We start from the raw sequence: 19,798 nt of genomic DNA on the forward strand, positions 1-19,798 counted from the left end.
GACAACACGTTGAATCAATTGGGCGTTTTTTCACCTTCTGCAAAGGCGAGGTAAAACATTTGCAGCCGGAACAGTCGCGGCGCACACTTCCGCGCCCCGCGCCGCCTCAAACGGGGATTCCTGCTGTGTTTTTTTGGAGCCAGCCCGATGTTGGATCGCGAGCATTTCGACCGCCCTGCCGGTCTCACGCCGCAGGCCGGTTACGGCCTGTACCGGGAAAGTTTCGAGCGCGACAGCTGCGGTTTCGGCCTGATTGCCCACATGGACGACCAGGCCAGCCACAAGCTCGTGCAGACGGCTGTGACCGCGCTGCACCGCATGACCCATCGTGGCGCCGTCGCCGCCGACGGCAAGACCGGCGACGGTTGCGGCCTGCTGATGAAGAAGCCCGACGCGTTCCTGCGCCGCGAAGCCGCGAAGCTCGGCTTCGATCTCGGTGCGGACAGCCAGAGTCTGTACTGCGCCGGCAACATCTTCTTTTCGCAGGACGCCAAGCGCCGCAATCGGGCCAAGGCCGCGCTCAAGGAAAGCCTGGAGCTGCACGGCCTGACGCTGCTCGGCTATCGCGAGGTGCCGACCGACCAGACGGCGCTCGGCGAAGAGGCGCTGCGCGCGCTGCCGAAGATCGAGCAGGCCTTCATCGTGCCGCCGGCCGGCCTGCACAAGTTCGCGTTCGAACTCAAGCTGTTCAAGGCTCGCCGCCGTGCCGAGAAGCTGCTGGCCGCGGAAGGCGACCGCGAGTTCTACATCACGCACCTGTCGTGCCGCGTCATCGTCTACAAGGGCCTGGTGATGCCGGAGCTGCTGCCGGCGTTCTATCCGGATCTGGCCGACCCGGCGCTGGAATCGTCGATGTGCGTGTTCCACCAGCGCTTCTCGACCAATACGCTGCCGCGCTGGCAGCTGTGCCATCCGTTCCGCTACCTCGCGCACAACGGCGAGATCAACACTATCTCGGGCAACCGCAAGTGGGCGCTGGCCCGCGCGAAGAAGTTCCAGTGCGCCGACCTGCCGGACATCGAGGAGATCGCGCCGCTGGTGAACATGGACGGCTCGGACTCGCAGTCGCTCGACAACATGCTCGAGGTGCTGCTGGCCGGCGGCATGGACGTGTTCCAGGCCATGCGCGCACTGATCCCGCCGGCTTGGCAGAACGTCGAGGATCTCGATCCCGACGTGCGCGCCTTCTACGAGTACAACTCGGTGAACATGGAGCCCTGGGACGGCCCTGCCGGCGTCGTGCTGACGGACGGCCGTTACGCCGCCTGCGCGCTCGACCGCAACGGCCTGCGGCCCGCGCGCTACGTGATCACCGCCGATCGCCATATCGTGCTGGCGTCGGAGATCGGCGTGCATGACTTCAAGCCGCAGGACGTGGTCGAGAAGGGCCGCCTGCGCCCGGGCGAGATCCTCGCGGTCGACACCGAGACCGGTGCCCTGCTGCGTCCGGACGACATCGACCGGATGTTGGCCGGCCGCAAGCCCTACAAGCAGTGGCTGAAGACGCAGATGAGGCGCCTGGAGGCCTCGCTGTCGGACGACCCGAACGCGCTCGACGTGATGCCGCCGGACATGGTGGCCACCTACCACAAGATGTTCCAGCTCACCTTCGAGGAGCGCGACCAGGTCCTGCGCCCGCTGTCCGAGGCCGGGCAGGAAGCCGTGGGCTCGATGGGCGACGACACGCCGTTCGCGGTGCTGTCGGGACAGGCGCGCTCGGTCTACGACTATTTCCGGCAGATGTTCGCCCAGGTGACCAATCCGCCGATCGATCCGCTGCGCGAGCAGATCGTGATGTCGCTCGAATGCCAGCTCGGCGTCGAGAAGGGCATGTTCGAGGAGACGCCGGAGCGCGCCGCGCGCCTGCTGATCGATTCGCCCGTGCTGTCCGAGGCCAAGTTCAAGCGCCTGATGGCCGTCGGCAACGACGACGCCGCGTATGCGCATCACGTCATCGACCTCAACTACGACCCGGCGCTGGGCCTCAAGGCGGCGGTCGAGCACATCTGCGACGAGGCCATCGCCGCGGTGCAGTCCGGCAAGGTCATCATCGTGCTGTCCGACCGCGCGATCGAGCGCGGCAAGCTGCCGGTGCATGCGCTGCTCGCGGTCGGCGCGGTCAACAACCGCCTGGTGCACGCGGGGCTGCGCTGCGACTGCAACATCGTCGTCGAGACCGCGACCGCGCGCGACCCCCACCACTTCGCCTGCCTGATCGGCTACGGCGCAAGCGTGATCTATCCGTATCTGGCCTACGCCACGCTCTACGAGATGGTGCGCTCCGGCCAGGTCAAGAAGAAGGCACCGGAGGCGCTCGCGCAGTCGTACCGCAAGGGCATCAACAAGGGTCTGTACAAGATCATCTCGAAGATGGGCATCAGCACCATCTCGAGCTACCGCGGGGCGCAGCTGTTCGAGGCTGTGGGCCTGCACGACGAGGTCATCGACCTGTGCTTCGAGGGCACGGTCTCGCGCATCGGCGGCGCCCGCTTCGCCGACCTGCACGAGGAGCAGGACGGCCTCGCCGATATCGCCTGGAGCGCACGCAAGCCGATCGAGCAGGGCGGCCTGTACAAGTACATCCACGGCGGCGAGTACCACGCCTACAACCCCGACGTGATCGCCACGCTGCAACGCGCGGTCAAGTCCGGCGACTACACCGAATACAAGCTTTTCGCACAGCATGTCAACGAGCGTCCGGTGGCGACGATCCGCGACATGTTCAAGCTCAAGGCGGCCGAGCCGATCCCGGTCGAGGAAGTCGAGTCGGCCGAAGCCATCCTCAAGCGCTTCGATTCCGCCGGCATGTCGCTGGGCGCCCTCTCGCCCGAAGCGCACGAGGCGCTGGCCATCGCGATGAACCGCCTCGGCGGTCGCAGCAACTCGGGCGAGGGCGGCGAGGACCCGGCGCGCTACGGCACCGAGAAGATGTCGAAGATCAAGCAGGTGGCCTCGGGCCGCTTCGGCGTCACCCCGCACTACCTGGTCAACGCCGAGGTGCTGCAGATCAAGGTCGCGCAGGGCGCCAAGCCCGGCGAAGGCGGCCAGCTGCCCGGCGACAAGGTCAACGACATGATCGCGCGGCTGCGCTACTCCAAGCCGGGCGTCGCACTGATCAGCCCGCCGCCGCACCATGACATCTACTCGATCGAGGATCTCGCGCAGCTGATCTTCGACTTGAAGCAGGTCAACCCGCAGGCACTGGTGTCGGTCAAGCTGGTGTCCGGCCCGGGCGTCGGCACCATCGCGGCCGGCGTGGCCAAGGCCTACGCCGACCTGATCACCATCTCCGGCTATGACGGCGGCACCGGCGCCTCGCCGCTGACCTCGGTCAAGTACGCCGGCACGCCGTGGGAACTGGGCCTGTCGGAGACGCACCAGACGCTGCGCATGAACAACCTGCGCGACAAGGTGCGGGTGCAGACCGACGGCGGTCTCAAGACCGGCCTCGACGTCATCAAGGCGGCGATCCTCGGTGCCGAGTCCTTCGGCTTCGGTACCGCGCCGATGGTCGCGCTCGGCTGCAAGTACCTGCGCATCTGCCATCTGAACAACTGCGCCACCGGCGTGGCGACGCAGAACCAGGTGCTGCGCCTCGAGCACTTCATCGGTCTGCCGGAAATGGTGATGAACTACTTCCGCTTCGTCGCCGAGGAGACGCGCGAGTGGCTGGCGGCGCTGGGCGTGCGCTCGGTGGCCGAGCTGATCGGCCGCACCGACCTGCTCGAGATCGACGAGGCCGAGACCGCGAAGGCGCGCAACCTCGACCTGAAGCCGATCCTCGAATCGGCCGGCATGGTGCTGCCGAGCGCGCAGTACTGCATGTTCAACAACGAGCCCTTCGACAAGGGCGAGCTGGCGGAGGCGATGCTGCAGGACTGCCTGCCGGCGATCGAGCACAAGACCGGCGGCATCTTCCACTACACCGTGCAGAACCGGCACCGCTCGATCGGCGCCCGCCTGTCCGGCGAGATCGCGCGCCGCCACGGCAACCTGGGCATGTCCGACAAGCCGATCACGATCCGCCTGAAGGGCACGGCCGGGCAGTCCTTCGGTGTGTGGAACGCCGGCGGCCTGAACCTGGAACTGGAGGGCGATGCCAACGACTACGTCGGCAAGGGCATGGCCGGCGGCCGCATCGTCGTCAAGCCGCCCAAGGGCGTGCGCTACGAGACGCGCGAGGCCGCGATCATCGGCAACACCTGCCTGTATGGCGCCACCGGCGGCACGCTGTACGCCGCGGGCGTTGCCGGCGAGCGTTTCGCCGTGCGCAACTCCGGCGCGCACGCGGTCATCGAAGGCTGCGGCGATCACGGCTGCGAGTACATGACCGGTGGCGTGGTCGTCGTGCTCGGTCGCACCGGCGTGAACTTCGGCGCCGGCATGACCGGCGGGTTCGCCTATGTGCTCGACGAGAAGCGCAACTTCGTCGACCGCTACAACCACGAATTGATCGACATCCACCGCGTCGTGTCGGAATCGATGGAGGCGCACGAGAACTACCTGCGCAACCTCGTCGGCGACTACGCCAAGGTCACCGGCTCGAAGTGGGCGCAGGCCATCCTGTCGGACTGGGCCGATTACGTCGGCAAGTTCTGGCTGGTGAAGCCGCGTGCCGCCGAAATCGGCTCGCTGATCGATTCCGTGCGCGCCGCGGCCTGAGGACAAAGACATGGGTGCAAAGAACGTCAACCAGTTCCTCGACCTGCCGCGGCAGGACCCGGCGAAGACGCCGGTGGAAGTGCGTATCCACGACTTCCGCGAGATCTACGGCCAGTTCCAGCCGGAAGCAGCCAAGGCGCAGTCCGGCCGCTGCCTCGCCTGCGGCAATCCGTACTGCGAGTGGAAGTGCCCGGTGCACAACTTCATCCCGAACTGGCTCAAGCTGGTCGAGGAAGGCAACCTGTTCGCCGCTGCCGAGATGTCGCACGCGACCAACTCGCTGCCGGAGATCTGCGGTCGCGTCTGCCCGCAGGACCGTTTGTGCGAAGGCGCCTGCACGCTCAACGACGGCTTCGGCGCCGTGACCATCGGTTCGGTCGAGAAGTACATCACCGACGAGGCGGTCAAGCAGGGCTGGCGCCCGGACATGTCCAAGGTCAAGTGGACACGCAAGAAGGTGGCGATCGTCGGCGCCGGCCCGGCAGGTCTGGGCTGCGCCGACATCCTCGCGCGCAACGGCGTCAAGCCGATCGTCTTCGACAAGTACCAGGAGATCGGCGGCCTGCTGACCTACGGCATCCCGCCGTTCAAGCTGGAGAAGGACGTCGTCAAGACGCGGCGCAAGATCCTCGAGGGCATGGGCGTCGAGTTCCGGCTCGGCGTCGAGATCGGCAAGGACCTCGCGTTCGAGAAGCTACTGAAGGACTACGACGCCGTGTTCCTCGGCATGGGCACGTACAACTACATGAAGGGCGGTTTCCCCGGCGAGGATCTGCCCGGCGTCTTCGAGGCGCTGCCGTTTCTCATTGCCAACGTCAACGGCATGCTCGGCGAGGCGCGCCCGGGCGACGCCGACTACAACGTCGAGGGCCAGCGCGTCGTGGTGCTCGGCGGCGGCGACACGGCGATGGACTGCAATCGCACCTCGATCCGTCAGGGCGCCGAAAGCGTCACCTGCGCCTACCGCCGCGACGAGGCCAACATGCCCGGCTCGCGTCGTGAAGTCGCCAACGCCAAGGAAGAGGGCGTCGAGTTCCTGTGGAACCGCCAGCCGGTCGAGATCGTCGGCAATGGCAAGGTCGAAGGCGTCAAGCTCGTCACCACGCAGCTCGGCAAGCCCGATGCGCGCGGCCGGCGCAGGCCGGAGGTGGTCGAGGGCTCCGAGGAGATCATCGAGGCCGACCGCGTCATCGTCGCCTTCGGCTTCCGGCCCAGTCCGGCGCCGTGGTTCGGCGACCACGGCCTCAAGCTGCACGAGGACGGCCGCATGAAGGTCAACGGCGAAGTGCTGGCCAAGCACAAGTTCCAGACCTCGAACCCGAAGATCTTCTCGGGCGGCGACATGGTCCGGGGTTCGGATCTCGTCGTCACTGCGGTGTTCGAAGGCCGCGAGGCGGCCGAGGGCATCCTCGACTACCTCGGCGTCTGAGCGCGCACGAAACCGGAACGACGATCCGTCGAACTGCAGCAGTCTTCGTCGCGAGCGGGCATCTTGCACGCTCGCGACGGTTGCTGCGCGCGCAAGCCCTTGTTCCTGCGTCCGGCAAGCCGCGGCACGCTTCCTGATCCACCGTCCTCGCAACCTTCACGCGAGGAACCGATCCCATGAACTGGAAAGTCCTGCTGCTCGGCGCCGTGATCGTCGTCGCCGGCCTGCTGCTGTTTGCCTATGTCGGCGACAACGACGAGTCCCTCGGCGACCGCGCGAGCGAAGCGGTCGAGGAAGTCGGCGACGAGATCGACGACAACACCTGACGGTACGCCGACGATTCGTCAAACCGGCCCGGATAGCTGAACGGATGCGGCCGGCCCCGGTCGAACAGGCACGTCCCGAAAGGAGTCGCCATGCTTCGTCCACGTCTGCTGGCCGGCATCGTCCTCACCACCGCCGCCGGCAGCGCCGCTGCCGCCGAGGCGGCGCAACGCTTCGACAGCGAGCACGGTCCCGTCGTCGTCACGGAGGTCGCGAGCGGCCTGGAGCACCCCTGGTCGCTCGCCATCCTGCCGGACGGGCGCATGCTCGTGACCGAGCGTCCGGGGCGCATGCGCCTGATCGCGGCCGACGGCACCGTGTCGGCGCCGCTGGAGCAGGTCCCTGAGGTGCATGCGCGCGGGCAGGGCGGCCTGCTCGACGTGGTGCTCGCGCCCGACTATGCCGACTCGCGACGCATCTACTTCAGCTACGCCGAGCCGCGCGGCGGCCGCAACGGCACCGCCGTCGCGCATGCCCGACTGACCGACGAGGCGCTCGAAGACGTCACCGTCATTTTCCGGCAGCGCCCGGACTGGGAGGGACAGCACCACTACGGCTCGCGTCTGGTGTTCGACGACCGGCGGCGGCTGTACGTCACGCTCGGCGAACGCAACACGGCCCGGGGCGCGGCAAAGGATCGCGAGGCGGCGCAGGCGCTGGAAAATCACTTCGGCAAGGTCGTCCGCATCCAGGCGGACGGTTCGGTTCCGCCCGACAACCCGTACGCGGACGGCGGCAAGAGCAGGCCCGAGATCTGGTCTTACGGCCACCGCAATCCGCAGGGTGCGGCGCTGCATCCCGATACCGGCATGCTGTGGCTGAACGAGCACGGCCCCATGGGCGGAGACGAGCTCAACGTCGTGCGCGCCGGCGTGAACTACGGCTGGCCGGTGATCACCTATGGTCGGGACTACTCGGGAGCCCCGGTCGGCGACGGCATCACCGAAGCACCGGGCATGGCGCAGCCGATCCACCACTGGGTGCCGTCGATCGCAACCAGCGGCATGGCGTTCTACACCGCGGAGCGCTTCGCCCCGTGGCGCGGCAACCTGTTCGTCGGCTCACTGAAGTTCGGTCAGCTCGTGCGGCTGGAGCTCGAGGGCGAGACGGTGGTGCACGAGGAGCGCCTGCTCGAAGGCCTCAACCGGCGCATCCGCGACGTACGCCTCGGTCCGGACGGCGCCCTGTACCTGCTCACCGACGAGGCCGACGGCCGCGTGCTGCGTATCGGTCTGGCGAACACCAACTGAGGCCAGTGCCGCTCACGCGCGACTATCTGTATCTTTAGCGCCCCCTGCCGCCGTCCGAACCCCCATGTCCGAGCTCCAGCTGTCACCAGCCGAAGCGCGCGTCGTCGCCGTGCTGGTCGAGAAGTCGATCACGACACCGCAGTACTACCCGATGACGGTCAACGGCATCATGCTGGCGGCCAACCAGAAGACCTCGCGCCATCCGGTGATGAGCCTGAGCGAAGGCGACGTCGGCAACGCGCTGAACAGCCTCGAGGAACGCAAGCTCGTCGTGCGGGACAGCTTCTCGGCGCGCGCGCAGAAATGGCGCCACCAGTTCCAGCACCAGATGATGCTCAAGCCCGAGACCCTGGCGGTGCTGGTCGCGCTGATGCTGCGCGGGGCGCAGACCCAGGCCGAGCTGCGTGCGCATGCCGAGGCGCTCAACGGCCCCACCGATCTCGATGGCGTGCAGGCAGCACTCGCCGATCTCGCCGACCGGGCGCAGCCGCTGGTGACCGAGCTCGCCCGCGCACCCGGGCAGTCGGCGGCGCGCTGGGCGCACCTGCTGTGCGGCGAGCCGGCCGCCGATGCGGTGGCGCCGGCCAGTCCCCGCAGCGCCGCGGCCGCCGCGCCGGCGAACGACGAAATCGTCGCCCTGCGCGAGCGCGTGGCCGCGCTCGAAGCACGCATGGCCGGACTCGAGGCGCAGCTGGGCATCGGACCCTCCCCCGGCGACGCCGGCTGATCCCGCGCCGCTGATGGATCTCGACGCGCTGCGCGGACAGCTCGCCGCAGCGAAGGACACCCTGCTGCAGCGCGATGCCGCGCGTCTGGCCGCCCAGCTCGCACGTGCGAGGCCGCCGCGCTTCGACGCCGCGCGCTTCGAACGCGACGTGCAGCAGGCGCAGCTGAAGGCCGAGAACCGGCAGCGCCTGCGCCCGTCGCGGATCGACTATCCGGCCGAGCTGCCGGTCTCGCAGGCGCGCGAGGAACTGCTCGAAGCGATCCGCACGCATCAGGTCGTCGTCGTCTGCGGCGAGACCGGCTCCGGCAAGACCACGCAGCTGCCCAAGCTGTGCCTGGAGCTCGGCCGCGGCACGCGCGGCCTGATCGGTCACACGCAGCCGCGACGGCTCGCCGCGCGCAGCGTGGCCCACCGCATCGCCTCGGAGCTGGACTCGCCGCTCGGCGGGCTGGTCGGCTACGAAACGCGTTTCGACCGCCGCGTGTCGGAACAGTCCCTGGTCAAGTTGATGACCGACGGCATCCTGCTCGCCGAGCTGGCGCGCGATCATCAGCTCAATGCCTACGACACGATCATCATCGACGAGGCGCACGAGCGCAGCCTCAACATCGATTTTTTGCTCGGCTGGCTCAAGCGCATCCTGCCGCAGCGCCCGGACCTGAAGCTCATCGTCACCTCGGCCACGCTCGACCCCGAGCGACTGTCGCGACACTTCAACGACGCGCCGATCCTGCAGGTTTCCGGCCGCACCTGGCCGGTCGAGATGCGCTACCGGCCGGCGGACGACGATGCCGATCTCGAAGGCGCGATCGCCGCGGCCGCCGAATCGCTGTGGCGCGGCTCGCCCCAGGGCGACATCCTGGTCTTCCTGCCGGGCGAGCGTGAAATCCGCGATGCCGCGCGCGTGCTCGAAGGACGATTCCCGCGTGCCGAGATCCTGCCGCTGTACTCGCGCCTCGCCGCGACCGCGCAGGACAAGGTCTTCGGTCGCAGCAGCAAGCCGCGCATCGTGCTCGCGACCAACGTTGCCGAGACCTCGCTGACGGTACCGGGCATCCGCTACGTGATCGACACCGGCATGGCGCGGCTCAACCGCTACGCGCCGCGCACCGGCGTGCAGCAACTGCAGATCGAGCCGGTGTCGCAGGCCGCCGCCAACCAGCGTGCCGGGCGCTGCGGTCGCCTCGGTCCGGGGATCTGCGTGCGGCTGTACGCCGAGGACGACTTCGCCGCGCGGCCGCCGTTCACCGATCCCGAGATCAAGCGCGCCAATCTCGCGGGCGTGATCCTGCAGATGGCGGCGCTCGGCCTCGGTCGCGTCGACGAGTTCCCGTGGGTCGATCCGCCGGAAGGCCGGCACGTCGCCGAGGCCTACCGCGTGCTGCAGACGCTGGGCGCTTTCGACGACGGCGGACGTCTGACCGCGCTGGGCCGCGAGATCGCGCGCCTGCCGCTGGACCCGCGCGTCGCGCGCATTGCGCTCGCCGGCCGCGACAATGCCGCGCGCGAGGCGATCTTCGTGCTCGCAGCGGCGATGTCGGTGCAGGACCCGCACGAGGTACCGGCTGATGCCCAGGACGCCGCACGCCAGAAGCATGCGCAGTGGCGGCACAGGCGCTCCGACTTCCTGTCGCTGCTGCTGCTGTGGCAGCGCTGGCGCGAATGGAGCGCCGCGCACTCGAACCGCCAGCTGCGCAAGCTGTGCCGCGAACACTACGTCTCGTTCCTGCGCATGGAGGAATGGGAGGCCGTGCACCGGCAGATCGTCGACCTGTTGCGCAAGCCCGGCGACGCGCCGCGACGCGCGCCGGATGATGCTGCCGGCTGGACGGCCGAGTCGCTCGAGGCGCAGTACGCGCCCATCCACCAGGCACTGCTCGCCGGACTGATCGACCACATCGGCCAGAAGCTGCCGGAGTCCGGTGACTACCAGGGCCCCAAGGGCCGGCGTTTCTTCGTGCACCCGGGCTCGGCGCTCGCGAAGAAGACCCCACCGTGGATCATGAGCGCGCAGCTCGCGCAGACCTCGCGCCTGTTCGCGCGCACCAATGCCGCGATCGAACCGGCCTGGCTGGAGAGCGTCGGCGGTCACTTGGTCCAGCGCCGGCTCCTGCATCCGACCTGGAACGTCGAGCGCGGCGAGGTGTCCGCCACCGAGCACCTGACCCTGCTCGGCCTGCCGCTGCTGACGCGACCGCGTCACTACGGCTCGACCCATCCGGCCGAGGCGCGCGAGATCTTCATCCGCGAAGCCCTGGTCGGCGGGCGCATGCAGCGCAAGCCGGCGTTTCTCGACCAGAACCTGCAGCTGGTCGATCAGATCCGCGACAAGGAAGCCCGCCTGCGCCGACCGGACCTGCTCGCGGACGACGCGCAGCTGTTCGCGTTCTACGACGCGCGCTTGGCGGCGGACATCTGCACCACCGCGGCGCTCAAGCGCCTGCTCAAGGACCCGCGTCAGCGCAGCGCGACCGCGCGCCTGGCGATGACCGAGACCGATGCCCTGCGGCCCGGGGCCTCGACGGCCATCGAGGATCAGTTTCCGGATCATCTCGATATCGGCGGTGTGCGCATCGGGCTGTCGTATCACCACGAGCCCGGTGCCGAGCATGACGGTGTCACCTTCCACATTCCGCTCGCCCAGGTCCATGCGCTGCAGGCGGCGGACTTCGACTGGCTGGTGCCGGGGCTGCTGGCGGCGCGGATCGAGGGCCTGATCCGTACGCTGCCCAACCGCCAGCGCCGCGCTTTCACCCCGGCCGCCGAGTTCGCGCAGGCCGCGGCGGCACGGCTCGAACCGCACGGCGGCGATCTGCTCGCGCGCCTGTGCGCGGCGCTGACCGCGATGACCGGCGCTGCTGTGGCGCCGGAGGATTTCGACCCCGCCCGGCTCGATGCGCATCTGCGGCCGCGTTTCCAGCTCGAGGATGCGCAGGGCACGATCCTCGGAACTGCGGACTCGCTGTACGGGCTGCAGCACCGCCACCGCGACGCCGCGCGCACCGCCCTGAACCGTGCGGCGGCCACCGATCCGGTGCTCGCCCGATGGAGCCGCCGCGAGATCACCGACTGGGATTTCGACGATCTGCCGGAACAGGTGCAACTGGCCTCGGGCGCACATGCGTGGCCGGGCCTGGCCGTCGACGGCACGCGGATCGACCTGCGTCTGTTCGAGTCGCCGGACGCCGCGCAGGCGGCGCATCGCGTCGGCGTGCGCGCCCTGCTGCTCGCCCGCATGCCCGACCGCTTGCGCGATCTCGGCAAGAGCGTGCGCAGCAAGCTCGGCATGCTCGCGCCGGCGTTCGCGCTGGACATCGACGCAATCACGCAGCAGCTCGCCGCGCGCAGCGCCGAGTCCGTGCTGCTGCGCGACGGCGCGCCGCGCAGCCGTGCGGCGTTCCAGAGCGCTCTGGAGAGTCGCGGCGCATTCTCGATCGACGCGCAACGCCGGCTCGACGAGGTACAGAATTGGCTGAACAAGGCGCGCGAGCTGCGCGCGCGCCTGCGCAGCCTCGGCGAACGCTGGCCGGCATCGCTGGCCGACCTGCGCGGTCAGCTCGACAGCCTGTTCGCGGACGGCTTCGTCGCCGCGATTCCGGATGCGCAGTGGCCGCGCGTCGCGCTGTACCTGCGCGCCATCGACGTGCGCCTGGAACGGCTACCCAACAAGCCGGCGCGCGACGACGACCTCACCCGCCAGCTCGCACCGTTGTCGGCCCGCTTGCCGGCGCCGTTCCATGCGGCCCGCTGGGTCCTGGAGGAGTGGCGCATCGCCTTGTTTGCGCAGGAGTTGCGGGCGCAGGGCGGACCGACGGCAAGCAAGGTCGACGACGCTTTGCGCCAGCCCTGAATGCGCCTTACCATGCGCATACATATGCGCATGGAGCCCGGCATGACGTCGTCGACAGCAAAGCAACGACTGAACCTGACGGTGCGAGCCGACATGGTGCAGTACGCGCGTCAGGCCAAGCTGAATCTATCGCAGGTTCTCGAAGAAACCCTGCTGCAGCGGCAACGCGAGGAGGCGGCGCGGCGCTGGCAGGAAGAGAACCGCGAGGCCATCGAGTACCACCGGCAACGCATCGCGCGCGATGGCATGTTGAACAAGGATCTGATCGCGTTCTGACGCGGATGGCTCAATACAAGGTCTATCGCAATCGCCGACCCAGTCGAGGCGAAATCCCGTTCCTGCTCGACGTGCAATCGAATCTGGTCACGACCTCCTCGCGTATTGTCGTGCCGTTGGTGCGCAGGAGCGGTTACGAGATGCTGTACTCGCGGCTGAACCTCGAATTGACGGTTGATGGTGCGGCGGTTGTGGCGTCCTTTTCCGACCTTGCTGCACTCGACGAGCGCGAGTTGAACGAAGTGGTTGCCGACTTGTCCGATCGGCGCGACGAAATCCTCGCGGCCGTCGACTTCCTGTTCACTGGACACTGAAACGCTTGAACACCATCCCTTCCGCCGACCGCCTCATCGTCGCCCTCGACGTTCCCACCGCCGACGCCGCGCGCGCGCAGGTGAACACGCTCGGCGATGCCGTGCGCTTCTACAAGATCGGCATGGAACTGCTGATGGCGCCCGGCTTCTTCGAGCTGCTCGAATGGCTGAAGGTGCAGGACAGGAAGGTCTTCGTCGATCTGAAGTTCTTCGACATCCCGGAAACCGTCGCGCGCGCGGTGCGCAACCTGGCCGAACGCGGCGCCGACTTCTGCACGATCCACGGCAACCAGTCGATCATGGAGGCCGCCGCCAAGGCGAAGTCCGGCACGCTGAAGGTGCTCGCGGTCACCGCATTGACCAGTCTCGACCGGGGCGACCTGAACGATCTGGGCTTCGCGTGCGATGTGGCCGACCTCGTGCTGTCGCGTGCGCGCCGGGCGCTTGCGGCCGGCTGCGACGGCGTCGTCTCGTCGGGCCTCGAAGTCGAACGCCTGCGCCGCGAAGCGCCGCGCGAACTGATCTGCGTGACGCCGGGCATCCGGCCGGTGGAGAACCGCGTCGAGGCCGACCAGAAGCGCATCATGACGCCGGCGGCCGCCATCGCCGCGGGCGCCGACTACCTGGTCGTCGGCCGTCCGATCCGCGACGCGGCCGATCCGCGCGCGATAGCACTGGCGATTCAGGCCGAGATTGCCGCGGCCGTTCAGGCACGCGCTGGGAACACGCTCTAAGCTAGGCCGATGATCAACGAAACGAACTGCCCTGCTTGTTTGGAAAGTCGGCGCCATGGATGGCGCCGGCTTGTATAGGACGTACACGTGGACAACGATCGTTTCCTGCGTGCGCTCCGGCGCCAGCCCGTCGACCGCACCCCCTTGTGGATGATGCGCCAGGCCGGCCGCTACCTGCCGGAGTACAAGGCCACCCGCGCGCGCGCCGGTGACTTCATGAGCCTGTGCCGCAGCCCGGAACTGTGCTGCGAGGTCACGCTGCAACCGCTCGACCGCTTCGGTCTCGATGCCGCGATCCTGTTCTCCGACATCCTCACCGTGCCCGATGCGATGGGGCTGGGGCTGCGCTTCGTCGAAGGGGAGGGGCCGGTGTTCGATCGCCCGGTGCGCGACGCGCACGCCATCGAGGCGCTCGGCGTGCCCGATCCGGAAACCGAGCTGCGCTACGTGATGGACGCGGTGCGCACGATCCGCGGCGCGCTCGGTTCGCGACTACCGCTGATCGGCTTCGCCGGCAGCCCGTGGACGCTGGCCACCTACATGATCGAAGGTGCCGGCGGCTCGGACTTCCACACGATCAAGCGCATGGCCTACGACGCGCCGGAGGCACTCGACAGCCTGCTGGCCAAGCTCGCCGCATCGGTGAGCCTCTACCTCGAAGCGCAGCAGCGCGCCGGCGCCGACGCGCTGATGATCTTCGACACCTGGGGTGGCGTGCTGTCGCCGGCCGACTACGTGCAGTTCTCGCTCGAACCGATGGCGCGCATCGTCGAACACCTCAAGCGCGTGGCCCCCGAGACGCCGGTGATCCTGTTCACCAAGAACGGCGGCCAGCACCTCGAGGCGATGGCCGAAACCGGCTGCGACGCGCTCGGCCTCGACTGGACGACCGACCTCGGCAGCGCGCGGTCACGCGTCGGTACGCGCGTCGCCCTGCAGGGCAACCTCGACCCGACCTGGCTGCTGGCGCAGCCCGCGCGCATCGAGGCCGCCGTCGCCCGCGTGCTCGACAGCTACGGCAAGGGCCCCGGCCACGTATTCAACCTCGGCCACGGCATCCTGCAGCAGACGCCGCCCGAGCATGCCGCCGCGATGATCGAGGCGGTGCGCAACCTGAGCCCGGCGTTCCACGCCTAGCGCCTGCCCGGAGTACCGCGATGCTCTCGGTGATCTTCCCGCCCAGTGCCATCGGCGTTCTCACGGTGGTCGCGATGATCGGCTGGATGACCACCTGCTTTCTCCTGCTGTCGCCGGCCATCCTGCTCAAGCTGGTTCCCTACCGGCCGCTGCAACGCGCCTGCGCGCACTACTGCATCTGGATCGCCACCAACTGGGTGCGCAACAACAAGCTGCTGTTCCGCTTGCTGCATGCCGAGCAGTGGGAGGTGGACCTGCGCGCACAGCTTGAGCCCGGCAGGAACTACCTGGTGATCAGCAACCACCAGTCCTGGGCGGACATCGTCGTGCTGTTCGACCTGCTGCACGCGCGTGCGCCGTTTCCCCGCTTCTTCCTGAAGTGGGAACTCATCTACGTGCCCGTCATCGGCCTCGCCTGCTGGGCGATGGATTTTCCTTTCATGCGCCGTCACGACCGGCGTGCGCTGCAGGCCCATCCGGAACTGCGTCACCAGGACCTCGAAACCACGCGCCGTGCCTGCGAGCTGTACAGGACCGAGCCGGTCACGGTGATCAACTTCCTCGAAGGCACGCGCTTCACCGAAACCAAGCGCGTCGCGCGCCAGTCGCCCTATCGCCATCTGCTGCGGCCCAAGGCCGGCGGCATGAGCTTCACGCTCAACGCGATGGGCGAGCAGTTTGCCGGCGTCATCGACGTGACCATCGCCTACCGGCCGACGCCCAAGCCGCTGCTGTGGAGCTTCGCCTGCGGCGAACAGGACCAGCTCGCGATTCACGCCGACGTGCTGCCGATTCCGCCGGATCTGCTGCACGGCGATTACGAGAACGATGCGGAGTTCCGCCAGCGCTTCCAAACCTGGATCAACGGCGTCTGGGCACGCAAGGACGCGCGCCTCGACCGCATGAGCAATGCGCGACCGGCGCTGCAGGCGCAGCGACCGGCGCACCCCTGACCGCCGTTACCTGAGCTTGAACTGGACGGTGTAGCGCCCGGTCGTCTCGACCGGTTCGCCATCCTCCGTCGCCGGCTGGAAGCGGGCCTGCGATGCGGCTCTGAGCGCGGCAGCGTCGAACACGCCGGGCGGCGACGAATCGACGACCCGTGCGCCGATGACCTTGCCCGTGGGCCCGACGGTGAGCTCCAGTTCGACATAGCCCTGCTGCCCGCGCCGGATCGCTGCTTGCGGATACGTGGGCGCGACGCGTTTGATGGGCTTGAGCTCGGTCAGCGTCTTCGGCGCCCGTGGAATCAGCCGATAACGCTCGTCGAGCAGGCCGGCCGCACGCGCCTGCTCCAGCATCGGCCGGTGCGCATCGACGCCCGACAGCGTTGCGAGATAGTCGTTGACGAGCGCCTGCAGACCGGCGCTCGGCCCCGGTGTCTGGGCATAACGCAGCACCCGCACCGCGCAGGACGCCGCCGGCTCGCCGGCGCAGTCGTGCGCGAGTGCCGCCCGCATCCATCCGATCCCTTCGGCGTCGTCGGCGGGCTCGGCTGCGTCGATCTGCACCAGCGCAGCGCCGGTGTCGTCCAGGTGCACATAGGCCTCGGCGAGCAGATAGCGGTAGGTATCGGGTACCGCACGGCATTGCTGCTCGACCACGGGCCGCAGTGCCTCGACCACCTCCGGCCAGCGCTGCGAATCGCGCGCGAGCTGGGCGAGAACGGCACGCATCTGATTGATGCGCGCGCCCTCCACATACTCGTTCCGCAACACCCGGTGCGCCTGCTCTGCCGTGAGCTCGGCACGGCCGTCGTCCATATAGCGCCATGCCCGTTCGAAGGCCAGTACGCCATCGAGATAGCTGCCTGTCGGCGCCGCTTCGGCCATCGTTTCGAGTTCGGCGATCGCCTCGACGGTCGGCCGCGCCCGCGTGGCGGAAATGCGCTGCTCGACCTCGGCTTCGAGCGCCTGCCCGCGCCCCGCCTGTGGCGGATTGCAGGTGTACGGCGGCAGCTCGCCGGCGTGCGCCAGGACACCGATCACGGCCGGTAACGCGAACACCCATCGCATCCGCTTCATGCACCGCTCCCTTGGCTGCTCATGCTCGGCAGCTTCTGCGGACATCTTATCCTGAGGAATGCCCCGGGCGCCGCGCCCAGTACCGTGCCAACAGGCCACCGGTGATCAGGTGCCAGATGCCCCACCAGGCGACCACCAGGGCCATGCCGCCGAGGTTCTGGAAGTAGGTGAAGATCAGCGTCAACCCGAGCGCGGTGTTGTGGATGCCGGTCTCGAAGGTGATCGCACGGCGCTCGGCGGTCCCGGTACGCAGCAGGGTCGCCACCGAGAAGCCGGTCGCCAGCGCCAGCGCGTTGTGGATCAGCACGAGCACGAAGATCCCGGTCAGCGCCTGCCAGAAGATGGCGTGGTTCGCCGCGACCGCGAGGACGACGAACGCGAAGAAGACGACGAGCCCGAAGCGCTTGAGCGGCTGCCGCATCCGGGCTGCGAGTGCCGGACGGCGCTCGGCCAGCATCATCCCGACGAACAGGGGGATCACCAGCGCGAGCACGATCGTGCCGACCAGTTCGCTGTACGGGACCGCGACATCGCGCATCGCGTCGCGTGTCACCGGATGCAGGCTGCCGAGCACGCCGAAGATCATCGGCGTGCTCGCCGGCGCGACCAGGCTCGAGATCGTCGTCATCGCCATCGACAGGCTGGTGCGTCCGCCGGCCCAGTGGGTCAACACGTTGGACATGTTGCCGCCGGGGCAGGCGGCGGTCAGCATCAGGCCGAGTGCGATGCTCGGGGCGGGCTTGGCAATACCGACCAGCAGCAGGGTCAGCAACGGCAGTGCGACGAGCTGGGACGACAGCCCGATCAGCACCAGCCGCGGCTCGCGCAGCAGTTGACGAAAGTCGGACAGGCGCAGCTCCAGCGCGACGCCGAAGACGACGACCGCCAGGATCGCCTGCAGCACCAGCGCGGCATCGGGGCTGAAACTCAGTTGTATCTGGTCGATCTCGCTGGGCATCGGCTCACTCGAATAACAGTGCTGCACCGGCGAACAGCAGCAGCAGGTCCATCGCCAGGCGGAACTGGCGCTCGTCCACGCGATCGTGCAGGCGGCTGCCGATCCACAGCCCGAGAAAGCTCACGGGCAACAGCCATGCCGCGGTCTGCGCCATCCCGGCGCTGAAGCGCCCGGTGGCCACGAACCACGCAGTCAGCCCGCTGTTGAGCGTGAGCCAGACGACGAGCATCGTCGCGCGCAGGCCGCTCTTGTTCAGCCCGCTGCCGGACATCGCCGCCGCCAGCAGCGGCCCGCCTGAAGCGTAGAGGCCCTGCACGAAACCGGAACCGGCGATCATCGCCGTGCGCAACGGACCCGGCGCATGCCACGCGCGCGCCCGGCGCAGGCGCCAGAGATCGAGCACGGACAGCGCAATGATCAGGGCGCCGTAGAGCGGACGCAGCATGGTGGCCTGCATCAGCAGCGGCGCGCACAGCGCCCCGGATGCGGCACCGACCACCATCAGCGGCAGGATTTCGCGGCGCAACAGCGGCCAGGCGATGACGCGACGCTGCTGCCAGACCAGCCAGGCCGAGAACGGGACGTTCAGCGCGACGATGATCGGCAGCAGCCACGGGATCGGCAGCCACAGTGCGGCAAGCGTCATGCAGACCACGGTGCTGCCGAAGCCGGCCAGCGCCTGCGTCGTGCAGGCGAGCAGCACCACCAGCGCCAGGGCGAGTGACGACAGCGTCATGCCAGCGCGGCGATGTGGCGGTCGAGTTGCGCGAGATAGGTGTCCCGGTGGACGTAGTAGGCCATGCGATCGAGCTTCATGTAGCGGAAGCCGCCGGACAGGTCCACATCCTGCGAGCGCGCCGCGTCGAACGCCTCGACACGACGGTCTCCCGCCGTTCGCGCGCCGATCACGGCGGCCACCAGCTCGGCCTGGCGTGCGCGGCCTTCCCAGCCGATGCCCGTGGCCTCGACCATGCCCAGCACGAACAGATCGTCGATCCCCGGCGGGAAGATGTTGAGGAACAGTTGCGGGCAGCCGTCGCGCCAGTTCAGCAGGGCGCGGTCGAGGAACGGAAAGCTCAGCGCGAAGCCGGTCGCCAGCAGCACGAGGTCGTAGCCCGCGCGCTCGCCGTCGGCGAACTCGACGTGCCCGCCATCGAAACGCTGCGGTGCGCGGCGCACGCGGATGTCGCCGTGGCCGACGTGGTGGAGCACCTGGCTGTTCACCACCGGATGCGACTCGTAAAGGCGATGATCGGGCCTCGGCAACCCCAGCCGGGTCGGGTCGCCGATCAGCAGCTTCAACAGCCAGCCGTCGACCCGTTGCTTGAGCCAGGCCGGCAGCTTGAGCCGGCCGCCGATCGTGTCTGCCGGCTTGCCGGCAATGAACTTGGGAACAAAGTGCACGCCGCGACGCACGCTCCAGTCGACGCTCGCTGCATGGTGCACGGCGTCCACGGCAATGTCGCAGGCCGAGTTGCCGGCACCGACGATCAGCACCCGCTTGCCGCGGAACCGTTCGGGGTCCTTGTACTCGCCCGAGTGCAGCAGCTCGCCGGCGAAGGCTCCGGGAATCTCGGGACGGTAGGGCGTGCTGAAGGTGCCGACGGCGCTGACCAGATGCGTGAAGTCCTCGCCGGTGCCGTCGCCGAGCCGCAGCCGCCAGCCGCCCTCTGGCCGCCGCTCCGCCGCCTGGACCTCGGTGCCGAAACGGTAGTGCCGGTACAGGTCGAAGCGTCGCGCGTAGTCCTGCAGGTACGGCAGCAACCGCGCGTGCGCCGGGTAGTCCGGCATGTCGGTCGGCATCGGGAACTCCGCGTACTCGGTGCGTCGTGCCGACGAGATCAGGTGCGCGCTCGCATACATCGTGCTCCAGGGGTTGGCGATGTCCCAGAGGCCGCCCACGTCGGCATGGCGCTCGAAGCCGGTGAACGCCAGCCCGCGCTTCGAGAATGCGCGGGCGGCGGCCAGGCCCGCCGGGCCGGCGCCGATCAGTGCGATCTTCATCTGCGATCCGCCGCGCCTGCGCGCTTCGCCGGCTGACTCATGAGCATGGGCTCCCCCGCGTTGTCGTCCCGCCGCGCCTCGGTCGGACGCGATCCGGTCGATACAATAG

Annotated in this window: 15 protein-coding genes; 11 read left to right on the plus strand and 4 right to left on the minus strand. The window is 68.5% G+C overall.

The features are described from left to right. Positions 1 to 147 precede the first annotated feature (147 nt). From gltB to yihG, 11 genes are all read left to right on the plus strand, one after another. Positions 148 to 4,662: a glutamate synthase large subunit gene (gltB, locus tag C8D93_RS16945; RefSeq protein WP_110266418.1), complete on the plus strand. Its 4,515-nt coding sequence runs from the start codon at positions 148 to 150 to the stop codon at positions 4,660 to 4,662. A 10-nt stretch (positions 4,663 to 4,672) separates the two neighbouring features. Beyond that, on the plus strand, positions 4,673 to 6,091 hold the full coding sequence (locus C8D93_RS16950) for a glutamate synthase small subunit GltD family protein (RefSeq protein ID WP_110266419.1): 1,419 nt from the start codon (positions 4,673 to 4,675) through the stop codon (positions 6,089 to 6,091). A 176-nt stretch (positions 6,092 to 6,267) separates the two neighbouring features. Then, positions 6,268 to 6,417 (plus strand): hypothetical protein, encoded by a 150-nt coding sequence (locus tag C8D93_RS20775; protein WP_170124080.1) that lies wholly within the window; start codon positions 6,268 to 6,270, stop codon positions 6,415 to 6,417. Between the two features lie 90 nt (positions 6,418 to 6,507). After that, positions 6,508 to 7,665 carry a PQQ-dependent sugar dehydrogenase gene (locus C8D93_RS16955; protein WP_110266420.1) on the plus strand — a complete coding sequence of 386 codons (1,158 nt, stop codon included), beginning with the start codon at positions 6,508 to 6,510 and terminating at the stop codon, positions 7,663 to 7,665. A gap of 64 nt (positions 7,666 to 7,729) precedes the next feature. Then, positions 7,730 to 8,392 (plus strand): YceH family protein, encoded by a 663-nt coding sequence (locus tag C8D93_RS16960; protein ID WP_110266421.1) that lies wholly within the window; start codon positions 7,730 to 7,732, stop codon positions 8,390 to 8,392. A 13-nt stretch (positions 8,393 to 8,405) separates the two neighbouring features. Beyond that, positions 8,406 to 12,242 (plus strand): ATP-dependent RNA helicase HrpA, encoded by a 3,837-nt coding sequence (hrpA, locus tag C8D93_RS16965; RefSeq protein ID WP_110266422.1) that lies wholly within the window; start codon positions 8,406 to 8,408, stop codon positions 12,240 to 12,242. A 42-nt stretch (positions 12,243 to 12,284) separates the two neighbouring features. Next, on the plus strand, positions 12,285 to 12,518 hold the full coding sequence (locus C8D93_RS16970) for a type II toxin-antitoxin system CcdA family antitoxin (protein WP_170124081.1): 234 nt from the start codon (positions 12,285 to 12,287) through the stop codon (positions 12,516 to 12,518). Positions 12,519 to 12,523: 5 nt separating this feature from the next. Then, positions 12,524 to 12,832 (plus strand): CcdB family protein, encoded by a 309-nt coding sequence (locus C8D93_RS16975; protein WP_110266424.1) that lies wholly within the window; start codon positions 12,524 to 12,526, stop codon positions 12,830 to 12,832. Positions 12,833 to 12,837: 5 nt separating this feature from the next. Next, entirely contained in the window at positions 12,838 to 13,566 is a 729-nt protein-coding gene (gene pyrF / locus C8D93_RS16980) for an orotidine-5'-phosphate decarboxylase (protein WP_110266425.1), read from the plus strand. Between the two features lie 87 nt (positions 13,567 to 13,653). After that, complete coding sequence (gene hemE / locus C8D93_RS16985; RefSeq protein WP_110266426.1) at positions 13,654 to 14,703, plus strand: uroporphyrinogen decarboxylase; 1,050 nt, start codon at positions 13,654 to 13,656, stop codon at positions 14,701 to 14,703. Between the two features lie 20 nt (positions 14,704 to 14,723). Further along, the gene (gene yihG / locus C8D93_RS16990) at positions 14,724 to 15,656 is read left to right on the plus strand and encodes a 1-acylglycerol-3-phosphate O-acyltransferase, YihG family (RefSeq protein WP_110266427.1); all 933 of its coding nucleotides are present in this window, start codon (positions 14,724 to 14,726) and stop codon (positions 15,654 to 15,656) included. A 6-nt stretch (positions 15,657 to 15,662) separates the two neighbouring features. On the opposite strand, the gene C8D93_RS16995 is transcribed toward yihG, so the two are convergent. Genes C8D93_RS16995 through C8D93_RS17010 form a run of 4 tightly spaced genes read right to left on the minus strand, consistent with a single transcriptional unit; the run spans position 15,663 to position 19,689 of the window. Continuing rightward, the gene (locus C8D93_RS16995) at positions 15,663 to 16,727 is read right to left on the minus strand and encodes an energy transducer TonB (RefSeq protein ID WP_170124082.1); all 1,065 of its coding nucleotides are present in this window, start codon (positions 16,725 to 16,727) and stop codon (positions 15,663 to 15,665) included. Between the two features lie 46 nt (positions 16,728 to 16,773). Next, positions 16,774 to 17,685, minus strand: coding sequence for a bile acid:sodium symporter family protein (locus tag C8D93_RS17000; protein WP_110266429.1), 912 nt, complete (start codon positions 17,683 to 17,685; stop codon positions 16,774 to 16,776). A gap of 4 nt (positions 17,686 to 17,689) precedes the next feature. Next, positions 17,690 to 18,421 (minus strand): sulfite exporter TauE/SafE family protein, encoded by a 732-nt coding sequence (locus tag C8D93_RS17005; protein WP_110266430.1) that lies wholly within the window; start codon positions 18,419 to 18,421, stop codon positions 17,690 to 17,692. Continuing rightward, positions 18,418 to 19,689: a flavin-containing monooxygenase gene (locus C8D93_RS17010; protein WP_110266431.1), complete on the minus strand. Its 1,272-nt coding sequence runs from the start codon at positions 19,687 to 19,689 to the stop codon at positions 18,418 to 18,420. The genes C8D93_RS17005 and C8D93_RS17010 overlap by 4 nt, the downstream gene beginning before the upstream one ends. Positions 19,690 to 19,798: the final 109 nt, after the last annotated feature.

This window comes from Sinimarinibacterium flocculans, assembly GCF_003201205.1.
GTDB classification, from domain to species: domain Bacteria; phylum Pseudomonadota; class Gammaproteobacteria; order Nevskiales; family Nevskiaceae; genus Solimonas; species Solimonas flocculans.